This window comes from Bradyrhizobium sp. USDA 4451, from assembly GCF_054822585.1.
Genome location: NZ_JBTRCH010000001.1, coordinates 4782195 through 4801572, shown reverse-complemented (window position 1 = coordinate 4801572; position 19378 = coordinate 4782195). Strand labels below are relative to the sequence as shown.

The 19378-nt window shown below is 64.7% G+C and carries 20 protein-coding genes; 6 read left to right on the top strand and 14 right to left on the bottom strand.

Translation table 11 applies throughout. From position 1 onward, the window contains the following. Window positions 1-168: 168 nt before the first annotated feature. The 11 genes from ACVMB0_RS22030 to hutI all read right to left on the bottom strand — a co-directional run bounded on the left by ACVMB0_RS22030 (window position 169) and on the right by hutI (window position 12828). Window positions 169-1206 carry an aliphatic amidase gene (locus ACVMB0_RS22030; protein WP_024579758.1) on the bottom strand — a complete coding sequence of 346 codons (1038 nt, stop codon included), beginning with the start codon at window positions 1204-1206 and terminating at the stop codon, window positions 169-171. 33 nt (window positions 1207-1239) lie between these two features. Further along, window positions 1240-1932 carry an urea ABC transporter ATP-binding subunit UrtE gene (gene urtE, locus ACVMB0_RS22025; RefSeq protein WP_456755602.1) on the bottom strand — a complete coding sequence of 231 codons (693 nt, stop codon included), beginning with the start codon at window positions 1930-1932 and terminating at the stop codon, window positions 1240-1242. Then, on the bottom strand, window positions 1925-2677 hold the full coding sequence (gene urtD / locus ACVMB0_RS22020) for an urea ABC transporter ATP-binding protein UrtD (RefSeq protein ID WP_456798288.1): 753 nt from the start codon (window positions 2675-2677) through the stop codon (window positions 1925-1927). The genes urtE and urtD overlap by 8 nt, the downstream gene beginning before the upstream one ends. Then, window positions 2674-3825 (bottom strand): urea ABC transporter permease subunit UrtC, encoded by a 1152-nt coding sequence (urtC, locus tag ACVMB0_RS22015; protein WP_456755604.1) that lies wholly within the window; start codon window positions 3823-3825, stop codon window positions 2674-2676. Before urtC ends, urtD begins: the two co-directional genes overlap by 4 nt. A gap of 18 nt (window positions 3826-3843) precedes the next feature. After that, window positions 3844-4713 carry an urea ABC transporter permease subunit UrtB gene (gene urtB / locus ACVMB0_RS22010; protein WP_212023066.1) on the bottom strand — a complete coding sequence of 290 codons (870 nt, stop codon included), beginning with the start codon at window positions 4711-4713 and terminating at the stop codon, window positions 3844-3846. Between the two features lie 124 nt (window positions 4714-4837). Continuing rightward, entirely contained in the window at window positions 4838-6088 is a 1251-nt protein-coding gene (locus ACVMB0_RS22005; protein WP_456755605.1) for a transporter substrate-binding domain-containing protein, read from the bottom strand. A gap of 129 nt (window positions 6089-6217) precedes the next feature. Beyond that, entirely contained in the window at window positions 6218-6859 is a 642-nt protein-coding gene (locus tag ACVMB0_RS22000) for an ANTAR domain-containing response regulator (protein ID WP_244064222.1), read from the bottom strand. Next, the gene (locus ACVMB0_RS21995; protein ID WP_461347648.1) at window positions 6856-8010 is read right to left on the bottom strand and encodes a transporter substrate-binding domain-containing protein; all 1155 of its coding nucleotides are present in this window, start codon (window positions 8008-8010) and stop codon (window positions 6856-6858) included. The genes ACVMB0_RS22000 and ACVMB0_RS21995 overlap by 4 nt, the downstream gene beginning before the upstream one ends. Before the next feature lie 347 nt (window positions 8011-8357). Further along, window positions 8358-10025 (bottom strand): urocanate hydratase, encoded by a 1668-nt coding sequence (gene hutU / locus ACVMB0_RS21990; protein WP_461347647.1) that lies wholly within the window; start codon window positions 10023-10025, stop codon window positions 8358-8360. A 32-nt stretch (window positions 10026-10057) separates the two neighbouring features. Next, window positions 10058-11617, bottom strand: coding sequence for a histidine ammonia-lyase (gene hutH / locus ACVMB0_RS21985; RefSeq protein ID WP_461347646.1), 1560 nt, complete (start codon window positions 11615-11617; stop codon window positions 10058-10060). Then, the gene (gene hutI / locus ACVMB0_RS21980) at window positions 11614-12828 is read right to left on the bottom strand and encodes an imidazolonepropionase (protein WP_461347645.1); all 1215 of its coding nucleotides are present in this window, start codon (window positions 12826-12828) and stop codon (window positions 11614-11616) included. The genes hutH and hutI overlap by 4 nt, the downstream gene beginning before the upstream one ends. A gap of 85 nt (window positions 12829-12913) precedes the next feature. Here hutI and ACVMB0_RS21975 point away from each other — a divergent pair, with 85 nt between their 5' ends. The 4 genes from ACVMB0_RS21975 (at window position 12914) to ACVMB0_RS21960 (ending at window position 16879) form a co-directional block, all read left to right on the top strand. After that, window positions 12914-14272 carry a formimidoylglutamate deiminase gene (locus tag ACVMB0_RS21975; RefSeq protein ID WP_461347644.1) on the top strand — a complete coding sequence of 453 codons (1359 nt, stop codon included), beginning with the start codon at window positions 12914-12916 and terminating at the stop codon, window positions 14270-14272. After that, window positions 14269-15012 (top strand): histidine utilization repressor, encoded by a 744-nt coding sequence (hutC, locus tag ACVMB0_RS21970; protein WP_461347643.1) that lies wholly within the window; start codon window positions 14269-14271, stop codon window positions 15010-15012. Before ACVMB0_RS21975 ends, hutC begins: the two co-directional genes overlap by 4 nt. A 149-nt stretch (window positions 15013-15161) precedes the next feature. Next, entirely contained in the window at window positions 15162-16106 is a 945-nt protein-coding gene (locus tag ACVMB0_RS21965) for an ABC transporter substrate-binding protein (protein ID WP_456755612.1), read from the top strand. Then, window positions 16106-16879 (top strand): ABC transporter permease, encoded by a 774-nt coding sequence (locus tag ACVMB0_RS21960; protein WP_456755613.1) that lies wholly within the window; start codon window positions 16106-16108, stop codon window positions 16877-16879. The genes ACVMB0_RS21965 and ACVMB0_RS21960 overlap by 1 nt, the downstream gene beginning before the upstream one ends. A 16-nt stretch (window positions 16880-16895) precedes the next feature. Here the strand turns inward: ACVMB0_RS21960 and ACVMB0_RS21955 are convergent, their stop codons facing one another. Beyond that, window positions 16896-17039, bottom strand: a complete 144-nt coding sequence (locus tag ACVMB0_RS21955) for a hypothetical protein (RefSeq protein ID WP_461349799.1) — start codon at window positions 17037-17039, stop codon at window positions 16896-16898. Between ACVMB0_RS21955 and ACVMB0_RS21950 the strand changes: the two genes are divergently transcribed. Beyond that, a complete protein-coding gene (locus ACVMB0_RS21950; RefSeq protein ID WP_461349697.1) occupies window positions 16993-17220 on the top strand; it encodes an ATP-binding cassette domain-containing protein in 228 nt (75 codons plus the stop codon). The genes ACVMB0_RS21955 and ACVMB0_RS21950 overlap by 47 nt on opposite strands. After that, the gene (locus ACVMB0_RS21945; RefSeq protein ID WP_461347642.1) at window positions 17120-17662 is read left to right on the top strand and encodes an ABC transporter ATP-binding protein; all 543 of its coding nucleotides are present in this window, start codon (window positions 17120-17122) and stop codon (window positions 17660-17662) included. Before ACVMB0_RS21950 ends, ACVMB0_RS21945 begins: the two co-directional genes overlap by 101 nt. Before the next feature lie 14 nt (window positions 17663-17676). Here ACVMB0_RS21945 and ACVMB0_RS21940 read toward each other — a convergent pair whose 3' ends face one another. Next, window positions 17677-18027, bottom strand: coding sequence for an FmdB family zinc ribbon protein (locus tag ACVMB0_RS21940; RefSeq protein ID WP_461347641.1), 351 nt, complete (start codon window positions 18025-18027; stop codon window positions 17677-17679). 100 nt (window positions 18028-18127) lie between these two features. Further along, on the bottom strand, window positions 18128-19357 hold the full coding sequence (gene fmdA / locus ACVMB0_RS21935) for a formamidase (RefSeq protein ID WP_456755616.1): 1230 nt from the start codon (window positions 19355-19357) through the stop codon (window positions 18128-18130). Window positions 19358-19378 lie beyond the last annotated feature (21 nt).

Here is a 19378-nt window from a genome sequence, read left to right as displayed (position 1 = left end):
GATGCCCGCCATTGCCTCGAACATGCGCCGGCGCGATTGCTCGCGCCGCCGCCGATCGTCGATGTCGCCTAAAGCGCGATGAGATTTGGTTGAATCGTCATCGCGCTTTGCCTCCTTGTTTGAGCATGATCTTTCGGAAAACCGCTTCGCACTTTTCCGGATCATGCTTTAGCGATGCGCGACCTTCTGGTTCGGAATGCCCTCGATCGGACATTCGTCGGTTCCGACGCTCGGGCGCGTCATGGCCTCGACCATCTCCCGCGTCCCCTCGGGGTCCGTGATCCAGTTCTTGTAGAAGGTGTACGGGCACACCGCGTGGCCACGGTCGCCCTCGCCCGAGTTGATCAGGCCGGTGTAGCCGCGGTGCATCAGCTTGAAGAGATGGTTCTGCGACTGCATGTTGCGGCGGGCATCGCGGATCAGCGACACCGACAGCTGGGCGTACTGGATCCCGTTCTCCTCGGTGCCGCACTCGCCGAGCGTCCTTCCGTCGAAGCCGATCAGTGCGGAGTGGCCGAAGTAGGAATAGACGCCGTCGAAGCCGGAAGCGTTGGCGACCGCGACGTAGCAGTTGTTGGCCCAGGCCATCGACTTCGAGATCTGGATCTGCTGTTCCTTGGCCGGATACATGTAGCCCTGGCAGCGCACGATCAGCTCGGCGCCGCGCATCGCGCAGTCGCGCCAGATCTCCGGATAATTGCCGTCATCGCAGATGATCAGGCTGATCTTCAGCCCTTTCGGACCTTCCGAGACGTAAGTGCAATCGCCGGGATACCAGCCCTCGATCGGCACCCAGGGCATGATCTTGCGATACTTCTGCACGATCTCGCCCTTGTCGTTCATCAGGATCAGGGTGTTGTACGGCGCCTTGTTGGGATGCTCCTCATGGCGCTCGCCGGTCAGCGAGAACACGCCCCAGACCTTGGCCTTGCGGCAGGCGTCGGCGAAGATGCGGGTTTCCTCGCCCGGCACTGACGACGCGGTCTCGTACATCTCCTTGGAGTCGTACATGATGCCGTGGGTCGAGTATTCCGGGAAGATCACGAGATCCATGCCCGGCAGGCCGAGCTTCATGCCCTCGACCATCTTGGCGATGTTGCGCGCGTTTTCCAGGACCTCGGCCTTGGTGTGCAGGCGCGGCATCTTGTAATTGACCACGGCGACGCCGACCGTGTCCTTGCTGCTCGATATGTCTCCATGCAACATGTCTCGACTCCCTTTCGTGAACGATAATTCCCGCTACACGGCCATGTGCAGCTGGATCAGATCATCGGTGAGCTCACCGATCGCGCCCTTGGCGACGACGCGCCCCTTTTCGAGCAGCGCGAAGCGGTGAGACGCGCGCCGCGCGAACGCGACATTCTGTTCGACCAGCACGACCGTGATCCCGCGCTCGCGGTTGAGGCGCATGACCACGTCCTCGATCTGCTCGACGATGTTCGGCTGGATGCCCTCGGTCGGCTCGTCCAGCAGGATGACCTTGGGCTGGGCCAAAAGCGCGCGCGCGATCGCGAGCTGCTGCTGCTGGCCGCCGGAGAGATTGCCGCCGTAGCGGTTGAGGAAGTCTTTGAGCACCGGAAACAGCTCGAGCACCCACTCGTCGATGCCGTTGGCCGATTTCGCGGCGAAGGTCCCGAGCGTCAAATTCTCCCGCACGGTGAATTTCGGCAGGATGCCGCGGCCTTGCGGCACATAGGCGATGCCGGCCTTGGCGCGCTGATAGGTCCGCAGCGGCGAGATGTCGGCACCGTCGAGCGCCAGCCGTCCGGTGCAACGGTCCATCAGGCCGAGGATGCTGCGCATCAAGGTGGTCTTGCCGACCCCGTTGCGGCCGAGCACCGAGAGGAATTCGCCGCTGCCGACCGTCAGGTTGATGCCCTGCAAAGCACGGCTGTTGCCGTAGAACGCGTCGACGTCGGTCAGCTCAAGCATGGCTGATGCCTCCCGATCCCAAATAGGCGCGGCGGACTTCGGGATGCGCCTCGACTTCCGCCGCGGTGCCTTCGGCCAGCATCTGGCCCATATGCATCACCGAGATGATGTCGCCGATCGCCTTGACGAAGCCCATGTCGTGCTCGACCACGATCAGCGTGTGCCTGCCCTTCAGCCGGGCGAACAGTTCGGCGGTCTTACGGGTTTCCTGCGCCGTCATGCCCGCGGTCGGCTCGTCCATCAGGATCAGCTCGGCGTCCTGGGCGACCAGCATGCCGATCTCCAGCCACTGGGTCTGGCCGTGCGACAGGTAGGCGGCCGGCCGGTCGAGCTGCTCGGTGAGCCCGACCAGTTCGGCAAGGCGTTCGACATCCTCGCGAGCTGAGTTGCCGATGTTCCAGCGCAGATTGCCGAGCACCGAGGTGCGACGGGCCCGCGCCACCTCGAGATTCTCTGAGACCGACAGCTCGCGGAACACGCTCGGCACCTGGAACTTGCGGCCAACGCCGGCGCGGGCGATCTCGTATTCTTCGAGGTCCTGCAGCGCCGTGCCGTCGAAGTTGACGGTGCCGGCGCTCGGCTTGACCTTGCCGCAGATAATGTCGAGCGCGGTGGTCTTGCCGGCGCCATTCGGCCCGATCAGGCAGCGCAGCTCGCCTTTGCGCACACTCATGTTGAGCGAATTGAGCGCCTTGAAGCCGTTGAAGCTGACCGAGACGTCGCGGAGATCGAGATGCGAGCTCATGTGCTGCCCTCCGTCTGGCCGACGCCTTGTCCGGCACCTTGCGCGACGCCGCGGCCGGCGGCCTGACGCCGCCGCACGATCCAGCGCAAGGCAGCTTGCGCAAGGCCGGCGAGCCCTTTCGGCAGGAACAGCACCACGAGCACGAACAGCGCGCCCATCACCAGCGTCCAGGTTTCCAGGAACGCCGCGGATTCCGACAGCGCGCCCTGCATGCCCGCCACCAGCACCGCACCGAGGAACGCGCCAACCAGGCTCTGCCGGCCGCCGACCGCGCACCACACCACGACCGAAAGCGAAAGTTGCACACCGAGGAAGGTCGGCGAGGCAAACTCCATCACCACCGTGTAGAGCATGCCGGCGAGCCCCGCGATCGCCGCCGACAACGCGAACACGAAGATCTGGTAGAGCGCGACGTCGTAGCCGAAGTAGCGCACCCGGCTCTCATGGTCGCGGATCGCCTGCACGATCAGGCCGGCCTTGGACTTGGTGAAGGCGAACGCCACCAGCAGGCTGAGCAGGACGCAGCCGGCGACGAGATAATAGGTGGCGCGGCCATAGGCATCGAACGCGACGCCGAACAGCTCGAGCTGGGCGAGATCGGTGATGCCGTTGAAGCCGCCGGTGTAGCTCTGTTGGTCGATGATCACGAGATTGATCACCACCATGGTGGCGAGCGTGATGATCGAGACATAGACGCCGGTGACGCGTCCGCGGAACATGAACCAGCCGAGCGCCGCCGCAACCAGTGCCGGCACGATCAGGCCGGCCGCGATCGCAAAGGACAGCGAGCGGAACGGCTCCCAGAACCACGGCAGATGCGCGACATTGTTCCAGACCATGAAGTCCGGCAGCCCGCTGGCGCCGGTATGCACCGGCACGGTCTTGAGCTTCAGCGTCATCGCCATGGCGTAGGAGCCGAGCCCGAAGCTCATCGCCTGGCCGAGATTGAGGATGCCGCCGAAGCCCCAGGAGAGCCCGAGCGACACCGTGAGGATGCCAAGCACCAGATAGCGCGCGACCTTGTTGAGTAGGAAGTCGTTGTTGAGCAGCACCGGCAGCGCGAACACCACGGCGCAGACGATCAGCAGAGGTGCAAGCTGCGCGATCAGGCGCTGCAATCCGCTGGAGTGAGGAACATGCGACGGCATCGATCAGCGATCTGTCTTTCAGGCCCGCACGCGTGCGGTGAAAAGCCCTTCGGGGCGAAAACGGATGAGGACGACGATGGCGAGCAGTACGATCGCCTTGGCCACCGTGTCGTTCTGCAGGAAGGCGATGCCGCCGGAGAGTTCGCCGAGGATGAAGGCGCTCGCCACCGTCCCGGCAAGGCTCTGCACGCCGCCGAGCACCACCACCATGAAGGCATCGACCACGTAACCGGTGCCCATGTCGGGAGACACGCTCTTGAGCGGCGACACCAGCGCGCCAGCGAGTCCCGCAAGGCCCGCGCCATAGGCGAAGGTCAGTGCATAGACCCGCTTGGCGTTGATGCCGAAGGACGCTGCGACCGAACGGTCCTGGATGATGGCGCGCAGCTTCATCCCGACCGTGGTGCGGTTCATCAGCAACCAGGTCGCCCCGAACAGCGCGATCGACACCACGAACAGGAACACGCGATACGACGACACCGGGATGCCGAACACATCCATGCTGTCGGACAGCGCCGGCGGCAGCTGCACATAGCGCAACTCGCTGCCGACCATCAGCCGCACCGCCTGCTGCAGCATGATGCCGACGCCCCAGGTCGCGAGGATCGTATCCAGCGGCCGGTTATTGAGCAGGCTCAGGACGAAGCGTTCGATGACCCAGCCGAACGCGGCCACCACAAGGAAGATCGGCACCAGGCTCGCCAGCAGGCCGAGCCCGAGATAGGTGTGGAACACCCAGGCGGCGTAAGCGCCGAGCATCACGAACTCGCCATGGGCGAGATTGATGATGCCCATCGAGCCGTAGATGATCGACAGGCCCAGCGCGACCAGCAGCAGGATCGATCCGATGCTGAGGCCGGTGACGATTTGTTCGATGAATTGGTCCACGTCGGGATCCGCTTTTCGATGTTCGTGTTGTGCGCCCTGCCCTCGCACGATGCGTGCGAGGGGCATGCGTTGCGGGACGCCGGCCGCCGGCGCCGCACGCCGACGGCCATTGTCGCCCCCGTCGTCAGCTCTTCTCGACCAGGCCCTTCTCGGTGCAGGACTGCCCGGGATAGGCCGCATACGGCACCGGCTTCAGCCACTCCTTGGCCTCGACGAGAATCTCGAACTGGCCGTTCGACTTCGCCTGGGCGATCTTCGGCCACAGCCAGGTGTGCAGGTTCTCCGGCTCGATCTGGACCTTGCCCTGCGGCGCGATCATCGCCTCGCCCTTGACCGCATCGCGGATGTTCGGCGGCGTGAGGTCGCTGGTGGCGAGCTTCTCGACCGCCTGCTTGAACAGATAGGTCTGGAAGTAGCAGGCCTCCGAGACGAAATGCGTCACCTTGTCGGCGCCCCAACGCTTCTTGTAGGCCTCGACGAACTTCTCGTTCTCAGGGGACTTGTGCACCATGAAGTACGGCGCCGAGGTGAAGTGACCGGCGGCCGCCTCGCCGCCCATCGCCGCGACTTCGTTCTCCGACGTCGTCAGGCTCGCCATCGGCATCTTCTCGGGATCGAGCCCGGCCGCCTTGTACTGACGATGCAGTGCGACCACGGAATCGCCGACCACGGTGGAGAAGATCACGTTCGGCTGCGTCGAGCGGATCTTGTTGATGACGGACGAGAATTCGGAATGACCGAGCGGCACATATTCCTCTGCCACGACCTCGCCGCCGAGTTTCTCGAGCAGCTTCTTGCAGTAGTTGTTCTCTTCCTTCGGATAGATGTAGTTGGAGCCGATCAGATAGAACTTCTTGCCGAATTTCTTGACCAGCCAGGGCACGAATTCGTCCTGCTGCTGGTTCGGCACCGCGCCGGTGTAGATCACGTTCTTGGAGCACTCGCGGCCCTCATAGAGCGTCGGATACCAATAGAGATTGTTCTGCCGCTCGAACACCGGCAGCACCGCCTTGCGGCTCGCCGAGGTATAGGAGCCGAACACGCTGACGCATTTGTCGCCGACGACGAGCTTGCGCGCCTTCTCCGAGAACGTCGCCGGGTCGGACGCGGGGTCCTCGACGATCGGCACGATCTTGCTGCCCTTGATGCCGCCGGCGGCATTGATCTCCTCGATCGCGAGCAGCGTCGCCTTGTTGAGCGATTCCTCGATGATCGCAGTCGTCCCGGTCAACGAGAACAGCACGCCGACCTTGATCTCGCCGCCCGCGGCGTAAGCAAGGTCGGCGTTCTTGATCCAGAGATGCGGCAGTCCGGCGCCGGCAAACGCGCCAAGCGCTGCGGTATTCCTCAGCAAAGTCCGCCGTGAAATGCTCATCCTTAGCTCCCTTTTCAGGACTGAAAAAACAAAAAGCCCTCCCGATGCGCGCTGACGCGAGCATTGGGAGGGCTTTGTTGCCGGTTGTGTCGAAGGCGGCGCTGTCGCCGCCGGCCCCGCTATTGGGGCTTACTGTTGATGATCGTAGCCAAGCAGTTCGAACGAGTCAACAATCGCCGCGGCGACTGCACTTGCCGACACGCGACGATCCATCGCCTGCCGCCTGATGAAGCCGTAAGCTTCGGTTTCCGGCATCTGCCGCGTCGCCATCAAAATCGCCTTGGCGCGCTCCACGGTGCGCATCGAGCGCAGGTTGTCGTCGAGCTTCTCGATCTTGCTGCGCAACCGCCGCTCGTAACTGAACTGGCTGCGCGCCAGCACGAGGCTGGACAATACCGCATTCTGCGTGAACGGCCGCGGCAGCACGGCGTTCGGCGTCGCATGGCACAGCGCGTCGGCATGCACGGTCTCCGTCGCCGGCAGGATCACGACCAGTGCGGAGCGCGCATCGCCGGGGATCCACGGCAGACGCCGCGCCAGATCAGGCGAATATTCGCAATACACCACGTCGGCATCGGCCGGCACGCTCTCCGGCATCGGCCAGACCTGACGCACCCGCATCCGGAAGCGCTGCAATTCGCGCAGCAACATGCCGACCTGGTCGTCGACCGGCGCCACCACCACGGCCGACAGATCGGCGAGCTCCTGAACCATGGTCTTGCGTCCGCCGACGTCTCGGCTCAGCTGCGGCTTACGCGACATTTCGTTCATTGGACGCTTCCTGTTTGCGTTGCACGACCATATCCGATCAGGAACGGATCGGCGTGCACCGGCTCCTTTGACTGGCTGACGACATCGAACTGCCCCTGGCGATTGGCGCGCCCGATCCGGGTCCACAGATCAGTATGCCCCGACATCGGGTTGACTGTCACTGCACCTTGCGGCGCATCAAAGCTGGTGCCGAACACCATCGATCGCAGCACTTCGGTGTCGAGCGAATTGACCTGCTCGAGCGCCTTGGCGAACAGATGCAGCTGGAAATAGGAAGCCTCGGCGCACATGTTGGTCGAGATATCGGAACCGAACCGCTTCTTGAAGCGCTGCACGAACGCGTTGTTGGCGCTGCCCTCGACGCCCTGGAAATATGATGCCGCCGTGACGTGTCCCTCGCCGACATCGAAACCCATGGCGGCGATTTCGGCTTCCGTCGTCGTCAGGCTCGCGATCGGGGTCTGTTTCGGATCCAACCCGACATTCGCGTAGGCCTGATAGAGAAACACCGTGCCCTCGCCGACAACGGTCGAGAAGATCACATCCGGCCTGACGCGCTTGATGTCCTGGATGATCGGCACAAAGTCCTGCCAGCGCGCAAAGACATTGACATAGCGCTCGCCAACGACCGAGCCGCCGTTGGACTTGAGCAGTTCCCGCATCACCCGGTTGGATTCGCGCGGAAAGATGTAGTCCGACCCCACGAAATAGAATCGCGTCCCGAACGTATCCATCAGATAGCGGCACAGTGCGAGGCTGTTCTGGTTCGGTGAGGAGCCGGTGTAGATCACGTTGGGCGACGCCTCGAACCCTTCATAGAGAGTCGGGTACCAAAGCAGGCCGTTCAGCCGCTCGACCACCGGCAGCACCGCCTTGCGGCTCGACGAGGTGTAGCAGCCGAAGATGGTACTGACCTGGTCCTCGACCATCAGCCGCTTGGCGTAGTGGCCATAGGCCGCCGAATCCGAACCGGGATCGTAGGCGACGGGAACCAGCTCGCGGCCGCAGATTCCGCCCGCTTCGTTCACTTCCTCGATTGCAAGTTGTGTACCCTGATACTGGGTCTCCTCGATCACCGACATGAAGCCGGTTCGCGAGAACAGCACTCCTATCCGCCACGGAGCGGAGGTCGTTTGGGTAAGGTTCGACATGATCAGGCCCTCGACAGAATTGGAGGGACGAGAGGGATTATTATTCTTGTTGCTCTCGAACAGCATTGCCGGGAGCGAAAGATTGCATGTCGTCTGCCGCGAGACAAGGACCCCCGCCGCTCATCCTGTCAGCGCCGCTGACGCGAAAGCAGGCAGACGAAAAATGTGTCATCGCCGGCGGACCACAGGTGCAGCGCCCTGCGGACCGCCTATCTCCGGTAGCTGCGCCGGCGGTTTCCCGTCGCAAGACATGTCCGGCCGATCGCCTCACGTACATCGACCGGAAGGTTGAGAGCCGCAAACATATTGATCGCTAATTTGCGATGCCTCATTCGCACGGGCTCGCATCAGCGCAGACTCGGCAGATCGAGCCCGTTGGCACGGGCGCAGTCGATCGCCGTCTCATAACCGGCGTCGGCATGCCGCATGACCCCTGTCGCGGGATCGTTCCACAGCACGCGCTCCAGCCGGCGCGCCGCGTCCGGAGTGCCGTCCGCGACGATCACCATGCCGGCATGCTGCGAATAGCCGATGCCGACGCCGCCGCCATGGTGCAGCGACACCCAGGTGGCGCCGCTCGCACAATTCAACAGTGCATTGAGCAGCGGCCAATCGGACACCGCATCCGAGCCGTCGCGCATTGCTTCGGTCTCGCGGTTCGGGCTCGCCACCGAGCCGCTATCGAGATGATCGCGGCCGATCACGATCGGCGCCTTGAGTTCACCCCGCGCCACCATCTCGTTGAAGGCAAGACCGAGGCGATGACGGTCGCCGAGCCCGACCCAGCAGATTCGCGCCGGCAGGCCCTGAAACTTGATGCGCGCCTTCGCCATGTCGAGCCAGTTGTGCAGATGGCCATCGTTCGGCATCAGCTCCTTGACCTTGGCATCGGTCTTGAAGATGTCCTCGGGATCGCCCGACAGCGCCGCCCAGCGGAACGGACCGATGCCGCGGCAGAACAGCGGACGGATATAGGCCGGCACGAAACCCGGAAAATCGAACGCCTGCTTCAGGCCCATGTCCTTGGCCATCTGGCGGATGTTGTTGCCGTAGTCGAGCGTCGGGATGCCCTGGGCGTGGAAATCCAGCATCGCCTGGACGTGATCGACCATCGAGGTCTTGGCCGCTGTCTCGACCGCCTTCGGATCGGCGACGCGCCGCGCCTCCCACTCGCCGAGCGTCCATCCCTTCGGCAGATAGCCGTTGATCGGATCATGCGCGCTGGTCTGGTCGGTGACGATGTCCGGGCGGACGCCGCGGCGCACGAGTTCGGGAAAGATCTCAGCCGCATTGCCAAGCAGGCCGACCGACACCGGCTTCCCGGTCTTGCTCGCGTCGGCAATGATCGCCAGCGCCTCATCGAGGGTCGCCGCCTGGCGATCGAGGTATCCCGTGCGCAGCCGCATCTCGATGCGGCTCGGCTGGCATTCGACGGCGAGCATCGAGGCACCCGCCATTGTCGCAGCCAGCGGCTGCGCGCCGCCCATGCCGCCGAGACCCGCAGTCAAAATCCATTTGCCGGCGAGGCTGCCGCCATAGTGGCGGCGGCCGACCTCGACGAAGGTCTCGTAGGTCCCCTGCACGATCCCCTGGCTGCCGATATAGATCCACGACCCTGCCGTCATCTGGCCGAACATCATCAGGCCCTGGCGGTCGAGCTCGTTGAAATGATCGAGCGTTGCCCAATGCGGCACCAGGTTCGAATTCGCGATCAGCACGCGCGGCGCATCGGCATGGGTGCGGAAAATGCCAACCGGCTTGCCGGACTGCACCAGCAGCGTCTGGTCACCTTCGAGCTTGCGCAAGGACGCGACGATCCGGTCAAAACTCTCCCAGTCGCGCGCCGCACGGCCGATGCCGCCATAGACCACGAGCTCGCTCGGGCGCTCGGCGACGTCGGGATCCAGATTGTTCATCAGCATGCGCAACGGCGCTTCGGTCAGCCAGCTCTTGGCGCTGATGTCGGTGCCGCGGGGAGCACGGATGATGCGTTCATTATCCAGTCGGCGGTTCATGACGGATGTCCCTGTCGGATAAGCAAGTCTTTCTAAGTGAGTCTTGGAAATGGATCGGATGCGAGGACCGCGGTCGCAGCGGCAGGCAACGCACCGGATTCGATCAGCGATGCGGCCCGCGCGAGATCGTCGGCCATGTAGCGGTCGGCGGCGAGCGCCGGCACCTGCGCACGCAACGCGGCAATGACGGCAGCGAGCGGCGCGCTGGTCGCGTGCGGCGCGCGCAGCGTGATGCCCTGCGCCGCGACCAGCAGCTCGATCCCGAGGATCGCCGCGAGATTGTCGGCCATGTCGGACAACCGGCGCGCGGCATGCGCGGCCATCGAGACGTGATCCTCCTGATTGGCGCTGGTCGGCGTGGAATCGATCGAGCACGGCATCGCGCGCTGCTTGTTCTCGGCATAGAGCGAGGCTGCCGTCACCTCGGCGATCATGAAGCCGGAATTGATGCCGGGCTGCGGCGTCAGGAACGGCGGCAGGCCGAAATTCAAGGCGGGATCGACGAGGGTTGCGATCCGGCGCTCGCTGGTCGCGCCGATCTCCGAGAGCGCCAGCGCGATCTGATCGGCCGCGAACGCCACCGGCTCGGCGTGGAAATTGCCGCCCGAGACGATCTCGCTGGTCTCGACCAGGACCAGCGGATTGTCGGTGACGGCATTGGCTTCAACGGTCAGCCCGCGCGCGGCTTGCGCGAGCAAATCGAGCACGGCGCCCGCGACCTGCGGCTGGCAGCGCAGACAATACGGATCCTGCACGCGCTCGTCGCCTTCGAGGTGCGACTGCCTGATGTCGCTGCCGTCGAGCAGCGCGGTCAGGGTCGCCGCCGCGGCGATCTGCCCGTCATGACCGCGCAAGGATTGAATTTCTGGGCGGAACGGCACCGTGGACGCCATTGCCGCATCGACCGACAGCGCACCCGTCACCAGCGCGGCGCACACAAGACGATGTGCACGCAACAGGCCGGCGATCGCGTAGGCGGTCGAAAATTGCGTGCCGTTGATCAGTGCGAGCCCCTCTTTGGGACCGAGCGTCAGCGGCGCAAGGCCGGCAGCGGCCAGCGCCTCGCCGCCCGGCACGACCTTGTCATCGAGGAATGCCTGCCCCTCCCCGATCATGACCGCGGTCATATGGGCGAGCGGCGCCAGATCGCCGGAGGCACCGACCGAGCCCTGCTGCGGCACCAGCGGATAGACACCGCGTGCCAGCATGCCCTGCAACTGCTCGATGACCTCGCGCCGCACGCCGGATGCGCCGCGGCCGAGCGAGATCAGTTTCAACGCCATCATCAGGCGTACGATCGGTCCGGGCGTGGCCGGACCTACGCCGCAGCAATGCGACAGGATCAGATTGCGCTGCAGCAGCGCAGTCTGGTCGGGCGCGATGCGCGTCGACGCCAGCTTCCCGAAGCCGGTATTGATGCCGTAGACGGGAACGTCGATCTGCGCGGCCTTCGCCACGATCGCCGCGGCCGCCTCGACGCGCGGCCAAAACGAGGGATCGAGCGCGATCGACGCGCCGGCGAGCACACGCGCGAGCACGTCGAGGCCAACCGTACCGGGTGTTACGACGATCGGCGCAGCCGCAGCGCTCATTGTCCCCTCCACACCCGGCGATGCAGCGGGTTGAAGCCAATGCGATAGACCAGCTCAGCGGGCCGCTCGATGTCCCAGATCGCCAGATCGCACCATTTTCCAGCATCTAACGTACCGGTCTCGGCGAGCATGCCGAGTGCCCGTGCCCCTTCCCGCGTCACGCCTGTCAAACATTCAGCGACCGTCATCCGGAACAGCGTCGCGCCCATGTTCATTGCAAGCAGTAGTGAGGTCAGGGGCGAGCTGCCGGGATTGCAATCGGTCGCCAGCGCCATGTGCACACCGTGCCGCCGGAACAGCTCGACCGGCGGCTTCTGCGTCTCGCGAATGAAATAGAATGCACCGGGCAGCAGCACCGCTGATGTTCCCGACTTTGCCATCGCAACGGCACCGGCCTCATCGGTGTGCTCCAGATGATCGGCCGACAGCGCGGAGAATTTTGCGGCGAGCGCCGCGCCGCCGAGGTTCGACAGTTGATCCGCATGCAGCTTCAAGGGCAATCCGAGCGCACGCGCCGCCTCGAACACCCGCGCCGTCTGCTCTCCGGAAAATGCGATGCCCTCCATGAAACCATCGACGGCATCGGCAAGGCCCGCCTTGGCCACGGCCGGCAGCATCTCGTTGCAAACCAGATCGATATAGCGGTCGTTGTCGCCATCGGCTTCTGGCGGCAGCGCATGTGCGCCGAGAAACGACGTGCGGATCGCAACCGGCCGTACGCGGCCGAGGCTGCGCGCCGCCGCAAGCTGCCGCATCTCGGCCTCGGCATTGAGGCCATAGCCGGACTTGATCTCGACAGTCGTCGCCCCCTCAGCGACCAGCGCGTCGAGCCGCGGCAGCGCGCCGGCGGCGAGCTCGGCCTCGGTCGCGCTGCGCGTTGCGGCAACGGTCGAGACAATGCCGCCGCCCGCGCGCGCGATCTCCTCATAGCTTGCGCCCTTCAGGCGAAGCTCGAACTCATGCGCGCGGTTGCCGCCATAGACCAGATGGGTGTGACAATCAACGAGCCCGGGCGTGATCCAGCGGCCGCCGCAATCGATCCGTTCTATGGCATCGCCATCCACAGGAAAGTCGGACTGCGCGCCGGCATAGACAATGCGGCCGTCGCGCGTCGCGATCAGGCCCTGCTCGATCTCGCCGAGATCGACGCGGTCGCTGCGCATCGTGGCGAGCCGGGCATTGTGCCAGATGCGGTCGAAGCGCTCTGCCATGCGATCGTCCCCTCGGGCTGGGATGCTTGACTTATATGTCTAGACATATAATCGTGTCGACGTTCTGTCCAGCCGGCGTGGAAAAATGACACGACTGCATTTCGCATGTGCGCTGCTGCCTTCGGGCTGGGCCAATGATGTGCAGCTTGTCGTCGCCGACGGCACGATCGCCTCATTGGCGGCAGGCGTTGCGCCCACCGCCGGCGACGAATGCCACCAATTGGCCGTTCCGGGGTTGGCGAGCCTGCACAGCCACGCCTTTCAGCGCGGCATGGCCGGCCTGGCCGAACTGCGCGGCGACACCACCGACACGTTCTGGACCTGGCGCGAGACGATGTATCGCTTTGCGCTGACGATGACGCCGGACGACGTCGCCGCCGTTGCCACCCTGCTCTATGTCGAGATGCTCGAACGGGGCTTTACCCGCGTCGGCGAGTTCCACTATCTGCACCATGATCGCGACGGCTCGCCTTACGCCAATCCGGCCGAGATGGCCGTGCGCATCGCGGAGGCGACTGCGGCCTCCGGCATCGGGCTCACGCTGCTGCCGAGCTTCTATGCGCACAGCACGTTCGGCGGCGCCGCGCCGCATGCCGGGCAGCGCCGCTTCATCTGCTCGGTCGATCGGTTCGCGGCGCTGATGGCAGCCTCGCGCGAGGCGATCCGGAAACTGCCGGGCGCCACTATCGGCATCGCCCCGCACAGCCTGCGCGCCGTGGCGCCGGATGAGCTCGCAGCGATCATTCCGCTTGCCGAGGGAACGCCAATCCACATCCACGCTGCCGAACAGCTGCGCGAGGTCGAGGATTGCCTTGCCTGGTCCGGGCAGCGGCCGGTCGAATGGCTGCTCGACCATGCGCCCCTCGATCAGCGCTGGTGCCTGATCCACGCCACCCACATGGCGGAAAGTGAAGTCGCCGCGCTCGCCCGCAGCGGGGCGGTCGCCGGCCTCTGCCCGGTGACCGAAGCAAGCCTTGGCGACGGCATCTTTTCCGCGCGCGAATTCCTCGCCGCGGGCGGCCGGTTCGGCATCGGGACCGATTCCAACGTCCTGGTCGGCGTCGCCGACGAACTGCGCCAGCTCGAATACGGCCAGCGGCTGAAGCACCGCGAGCGCAACGTGCTGTCGGGACGCCCCGGCGCATCCACCGGCCGCGCGTTGTTCGATCACGCGCTTGGAGGAGGTGCGCAGGCTCTGGCGCAGACCAACGCCGGGCTCGCGCTCGGCGCGCGCGCCGACATCGTCAGCCTCGACACCACGCACCCGTCTCTGGCGGGGCGGTCGGGCGATGCGTTTCTCGACGGCTGGCTGTTTGCGGCCGGGAGCGATGCGATCGATTGCGTGTGGGCCGGCGGCGACAAGGTGGTCGTGGACGGACGGCATCGGCTGCGCGACAAGGCGCGCGAGCGATTCAACGCAAGCATCCGGAGGCTCGTCGCATGAGCCTCGCTTCCGATCGGGCCAAGCCCCGTGTGGCCGGCAAGCCGACGCTCTACAAGCGGATCCGGCTCGACATCGAGACGCGGATCCTGACCGGCGAATGGCCGCCGGGCCACCGCATTCCCTTCGAGCACCAGTTGATGGCGCGCTATCGCTGCTCGCGCATGACCGTGAACAAGGCGCTGTCGGAATTGGCGCAAGCCGACCTGATCGAGCGGCGGCGGCGGGCGGGCACCTTCGTGCGCCGACCGCAGCACATGTCGGCGGTGCTCAAGATCGCCGACATCAGGGCCGAGATCACCGCGCTCGGCCGCACCTACGGCTATCAGCTGATTGATTGCCGGCGACGCACCGCGACCGCAGCTGATCGCACCCGGCTCGGCGTGAGCGCGGCCGGCAAGGTGATCGCGATCGCCTGCCGGCACAGTGCCGACGACGTGCCGTTCGCCGTCGAGGACAGGCTGATCGATCTCTCCACCGTTCCGGAGGCCGCAACCGCAGACTTCGCGCGCGAACCGCCGGGATCGTGGCTGCTGCATCACGTGCCGTGGACCGAGGCCGAGCATACAATCAGCGCGGTCGTTGCCGACGACCACACGGCCAAGGCGCTCGACATCGCGGTCGGCGCGCCCTGCCTCGTGATCGACCGCTACACCTGGCGCAGCGCACGCACGGTGACGGCGGTACGGCTGCATTATCCAGGCGAGACACACCGCCTGGTGGCTCGCTTCAAGGGAGGCTGAGGCCGTCTTGCGCGGCATATTTCATGCAATGCATCATGGACGAGCATCCGCCGACGGGCGTCATGCGGCAGTCCGCCGCGACCGACGCGAAGACATCACTGACGTGAAGACATCAACCGGGTTCAATCCATCTCAAGGGGTCGACTATCATGCGTTCCTTCAAGCTATTGCCCGCCATCGCAGCGCTGCTCGCGTCCACCGCCGCGTTCGCGGATGACGTCAAGGTCGGCGTCGGCATCTCCGGATGGACCGGCTTCGCACCGCTGACGCTCGCCAGGGAGGCCGGCATCTTCAAGAAGAACGGCCTCGACGTCACCTTGAAGAAGATCCCGCAGAAGGACCGGCATCTGGCGATCGCCTCGGGCGACATCCAGTGCGCGGCGACGACGGTCGAGACCTGGATATCCTGGAACGCCAATGGCGTCGCGACCAAGCAGATCTTCCAGCTCGACAAAAGCTACGGGGCCGACGGCATGGCCGTGCGTAACGACGTCGCCGCGATCAAGGACTTGAAGGGCAAGACGGTTGCGGCATCGGCGCCGGGCACCTCGCCCTATTTCGCGCTGGCCTGGATGCTGAAGAAGAACGGCCTCACGGTGAAGGACGTCACCGTGGTCAATCTGGAGCCCGCCGCCGCGGCGCAGGCCTTCGTCTCCGGCCAGAACGACGCCGCGATGACCTACGAGCCCTATCTGTCGACGGTGCGCGCCGCACCCGACAAGGGCAAGATCATCGCCACCACGCTCGACTATCCGATCGTGATGGACACGTTCGGCTGCACGCCGAAATTCCTCACCGACAATCCGAAGGCGGCGCAGGCGCTGGCCGACAGTTATTTCGAGGCACTCGACATGATCGCCAAGGATCAGGCCAAGGCCTACGAGATCATGGGCGCCGACGTGAAGCAGTCCGGCGAGCAGTTCGGCAACTCGGCAAAATATCTGCGCTGGCAGGACAAGGCCGCCAACCAGAAGTTCTTCGCCGGTGACTTCCTCACCTTCAATAAGGACGCTGCGGAACTCTTGCTCGAGGTCGGCATCATCAAGGCCGCGCCGAAGATCGAAGACATCTACGACGCCAGCTTCATCAAGTAATGCGTCCTCTCGAGCCCACCACATCGAAGCAGCGCGTGGCCTATGGCCTCGCGTTCTTCGTGCTGTTCGTCGTTCTCTGGTCCTGGGCGACGTTCGGCGGCCATGTGTCGAAGACATTTCTCGCCAACCCGCTGACCATGGTGCAGGAAGGCTATGAGCTGCTCGCCAAGCAAGGCTTCCTGTTCGACATCGGGATGACGATCTGGCGCGTCATCGGCGGGTTTGCGCTTGCCGCTTTGATCGCGGTGCCGATCGGCGTGCTGATGGGGGCCTACAAGCCGGTCGAGGCGTTCCTCGAACCCTTCGTGTCCTTTGCGCGCTATCTGCCGGCGTCTGCCTTCATCCCGCTGCTGATCCTGTGGGCCGGCATCGGTGAGTTGCAGAAGCTGCTGGTGATCTTCATCGGCGCCGTGTTCCAGATCATCCTGATGGTAGCCGTCACCGTCGGCGCCACGCGACGCGACCTGGTCGAAGCCGCCTATACGCTCGGCGCCCGCGACAGCGGCATCATCCGCCGCGTGCTGCTGCCCTCCGCCGCACCCGAGATCGCCGAAATCCTCCGGCTGGTGCTGGGCTGGGCCTGGACCTATGTCATCGTGGCCGAGCTGATCGGCTCATCGTCGGGCATCGGGCACATGATCACCGACAGCCAGGCGCTGCTCAACACCGGGCAGATCATCTTCGGCATCATCGTGATCGGGCTGATCGGACTGATCTCCGATTTCCTGTTCAAGGCGTTCAACGCCTGGCTATTCCCGTGGAAGCTCGCATGACCCTGCTTCGGATCGATCAGGTCTCGCGAACCTTTCCCGCCCGCGCCGGCAACGCGCCGACGCGCGCGCTCGAGCCGACCACGCTCGACGTCGGCGACAACGACTTCGTCACCATCCTCGGCCCCTCCGGCTGCGGAAAATCCACCCTGCTGCGGATCATCGCCGGCCTCGACCGGCCGACCAGCGGGCGGGGTCACGCTCGACGGGCGCGAAGTCACCGGCCCCGGCGCCGATCGCGGCATGGTGTTTCAGTCCTATACGCTGTTTCCCTGGCTGACGGTGCGGGAAAACATCGCCTTCGGCCTCCGCGAGCGCGGCATATCGCAAGGCGAGCGCCATGACATCGCCGACGCGTTCATTCGCCGGGTCGGGCTGTCGGGCTTCGAGAATCACTGGCCAAAGCAATTGTCCGGCGGCATGCAGCAGCGCACCGCGATCGCCCGGGCGCTCGCCAACGATCCAAAGATCCTGCTGCTCGACGAGCCGTTCGGCGCGCTCGACAACCAGACCCGCGCCTTGATGCAGGAGATGCTGCTTGGAATCTGGGAGCGCGACCAGAAGACGGTGCTGTTCGTCACCCACGATATCGAGGAGGCGATCTTCCTCGGCAGCCGCGTCATCGTGATGAGTGCCCGCCCCGGCCGCATCAAGGCGGAGATCGCGGTCGATCTCCCCCATCCCCGCTCCTACAAGATCAAGACCACGCCCGAATTCGTCGCCCTCAAGGAGCGGCTGGTCGAGGAGATCCGTACCGAGGCGCTGAAGGTCACCGAACAGGCCTGACGGTCAGCCAGATTTTAGTGGCTGATCATCCAGGGACGCGCGGTCGGAAAGCCCTTCGCCCCGCTCCTGGTCTTGGTCATCAGCCGCGCCGGCTTCTTCTTTCCCGACGGGGAGCAGCAGCCGCAGCCCGGGCCGTGCGCGGCCTTGTACTGGTCCAGCGTCTTCGGCGCGTGCCGGCTCTGCTCGTTGGTGGCGTGGGCCTTGCGCTTATCCGAGGGCATGCAGAAGAACGCCGGCGCGGTGAGGATCACGCGCGGCGACGTCGTCTCGCAGTTTGGGCAGTCCTGCGGCAGGTCGCATTCGGCCATCGGCCGCATGTCGGTAAAGGGCCCGCAGTCGTTGCAGAGATATTCGTAGATCGGCATGTCCTTAAATCCTTGCGCAGTCGTGTGACATCCGGCGATGGATGCGGGGCGGCCAAGTCGCAGCCGTCCCGCACCCTTCGCGCAGGAATCACCTAGAGCATCACTTGTCGGGCGAGATCGGCATCTGCACGTCGCCCGTAATGTGCTTGATCGGTCCCGCCGACGACGGCATCACGTCGAAGTCGAAGATCTCGGTCGGCAGCCACAGCGTGGCGCAGGCGTTAGGCACGTCGACCACGCCGGAGATATGGCCCTGGCACGGCGCGGTACCAAGGATCGAGTAGGCCTGGGCGCCGGAGTAGCCGAACTTCTTCAGGTATTCGATCGCGTTCAAACAGGCCTGGCGATAGGCGATGTGGACGTCGAGATAGTGCTGCTTGCCGGCCTCGTCGACCGAGATGCCCTCGAAGATCAGGTAGTCCTTGTAGTTCGGCGTGATCGGCGACGGCTTGAACACCGGGTTCTTGATGCCGTATTTCGACACGCCGTCCTTGATGACGTCGACCTTGATGTGCAGCCAGCCGGCCATCTCGATGGCGCCGCAGAAGGTGATCTCGCCGTCGCCCTGGCTGAAATGCAGATCGCCCATCGAGAGCCCGCCGCCGGGCACATAGACCGGGAAATAGATCTTCGAGCCGCGCGACAGATCCTTGATGTCGCAATTGCCGCCGTGCTCGCGCGGCGGCACGGTGCGGGCGCCTTCAAGGCCGATCTTGGCCTTGACGTCGCCCTTGGCCTGCCCGGCATGCGCAGTCGGCGCGAACGGCGGGTTGGCGAGGCCCGGCACCCGGGTCGGGTTGGTCGCGATCAGCTCGGCTTCGCGCGCATTCCAGGCCGCCAGCATCTTGGCATCGGGCAGACAGCCGATCAGGCCGGGATGGATCAGGCCGGCGAAGTTCACGCCGGGGACGTGACGCGAGGAGGTGTAGAGGCCCTTGATGTCCCAGATCGACTTCTGCGCCAGCGGGAAATGATCAGTAAGGAAACCGCCGCCATTCTGCTTGGAGAAGAAGCCGTTGAAGCCCCACAGGCTCTCCTTCAACGGACCGACGTCGAGCAGGTCGACGACCAGGAGATCGCCGGGCTCGGCGCCCTTGACGCCGATCGGGCCGGACAGGAAGTGCACGATCGACAGGTCGATGTCGCGCACGTCGTCGGCAGAATCATTGTTTTTGATGAAGCCGCCGGTCCAGTCGACGGTCTCGATGATGAAGTCGTCGCCGGGGCTGACCCACTCGACGATCGGAACCTCGGGATGCCAGCGGTTGTGGATCTTGTCGTTTTCATAGGCCGACTTGCTGAGATCGACCTTGATCAGTGTATCTGGCATCGCATTGCTCCCCTTCGCTTA

Bases quoted from the DNA above. Each gene is read 5' to 3' on its own strand.
- ACVMB0_RS22030 (WP_024579758.1), bottom strand. From the start codon at position 1,206: ATGTTGCATGGAGACATATCGAGCAGCAAGGACACGGTCGGCGTCGCC.
- urtE (WP_456755602.1), bottom strand. From the start codon at position 1,932: ATGCTTGAGCTGACCGACGTCGACGCGTTCTACGGCAACAGCCGTGCT.
- urtD (WP_456798288.1), bottom strand. From the start codon at position 2,677: ATGAGCTCGCATCTCGATCTCCGCGACGTCTCGGTCAGCTTCAACGGC.
- urtC (WP_456755604.1), bottom strand. From the start codon at position 3,825: ATGCCGTCGCATGTTCCTCACTCCAGCGGATTGCAGCGCCTGATCGCG.
- ACVMB0_RS22005 (WP_456755605.1), bottom strand. From the start codon at position 6,088: ATGAGCATTTCACGGCGGACTTTGCTGAGGAATACCGCAGCGCTTGGC.
- ACVMB0_RS22000 (WP_244064222.1), bottom strand. From the start codon at position 6,859: ATGAACGAAATGTCGCGTAAGCCGCAGCTGAGCCGAGACGTCGGCGGA.
- ACVMB0_RS21995 (WP_461347648.1), bottom strand. From the start codon at position 8,010: ATGTCGAACCTTACCCAAACGACCTCCGCTCCGTGGCGGATAGGAGTG.
- hutU (WP_461347647.1), bottom strand. From the start codon at position 10,025: ATGAACCGCCGACTGGATAATGAACGCATCATCCGTGCTCCCCGCGGC.
- hutH (WP_461347646.1), bottom strand. From the start codon at position 11,617: ATGAGCGCTGCGGCTGCGCCGATCGTCGTAACACCCGGTACGGTTGGC.
- hutI (WP_461347645.1), bottom strand. From the start codon at position 12,828: ATGGCAGAGCGCTTCGACCGCATCTGGCACAATGCCCGGCTCGCCACG.
- ACVMB0_RS21975 (WP_461347644.1), top strand. From the start codon at position 12,914: ATGACACGACTGCATTTCGCATGTGCGCTGCTGCCTTCGGGCTGGGCC.
- hutC (WP_461347643.1), top strand. From the start codon at position 14,269: ATGAGCCTCGCTTCCGATCGGGCCAAGCCCCGTGTGGCCGGCAAGCCG.
- ACVMB0_RS21965 (WP_456755612.1), top strand. From the start codon at position 15,162: ATGCGTTCCTTCAAGCTATTGCCCGCCATCGCAGCGCTGCTCGCGTCC.
- ACVMB0_RS21960 (WP_456755613.1), top strand. From the start codon at position 16,106: ATGCGTCCTCTCGAGCCCACCACATCGAAGCAGCGCGTGGCCTATGGC.
- ACVMB0_RS21955 (WP_461349799.1), bottom strand. From the start codon at position 17,039: ATGATCCGCAGCAGGGTGGATTTTCCGCAGCCGGAGGGGCCGAGGATG.
- ACVMB0_RS21945 (WP_461347642.1), top strand. From the start codon at position 17,120: ATGGTGTTTCAGTCCTATACGCTGTTTCCCTGGCTGACGGTGCGGGAA.
- ACVMB0_RS21940 (WP_461347641.1), bottom strand. From the start codon at position 18,027: ATGCCGATCTACGAATATCTCTGCAACGACTGCGGGCCCTTTACCGAC.
- fmdA (WP_456755616.1), bottom strand. From the start codon at position 19,357: ATGCCAGATACACTGATCAAGGTCGATCTCAGCAAGTCGGCCTATGAA.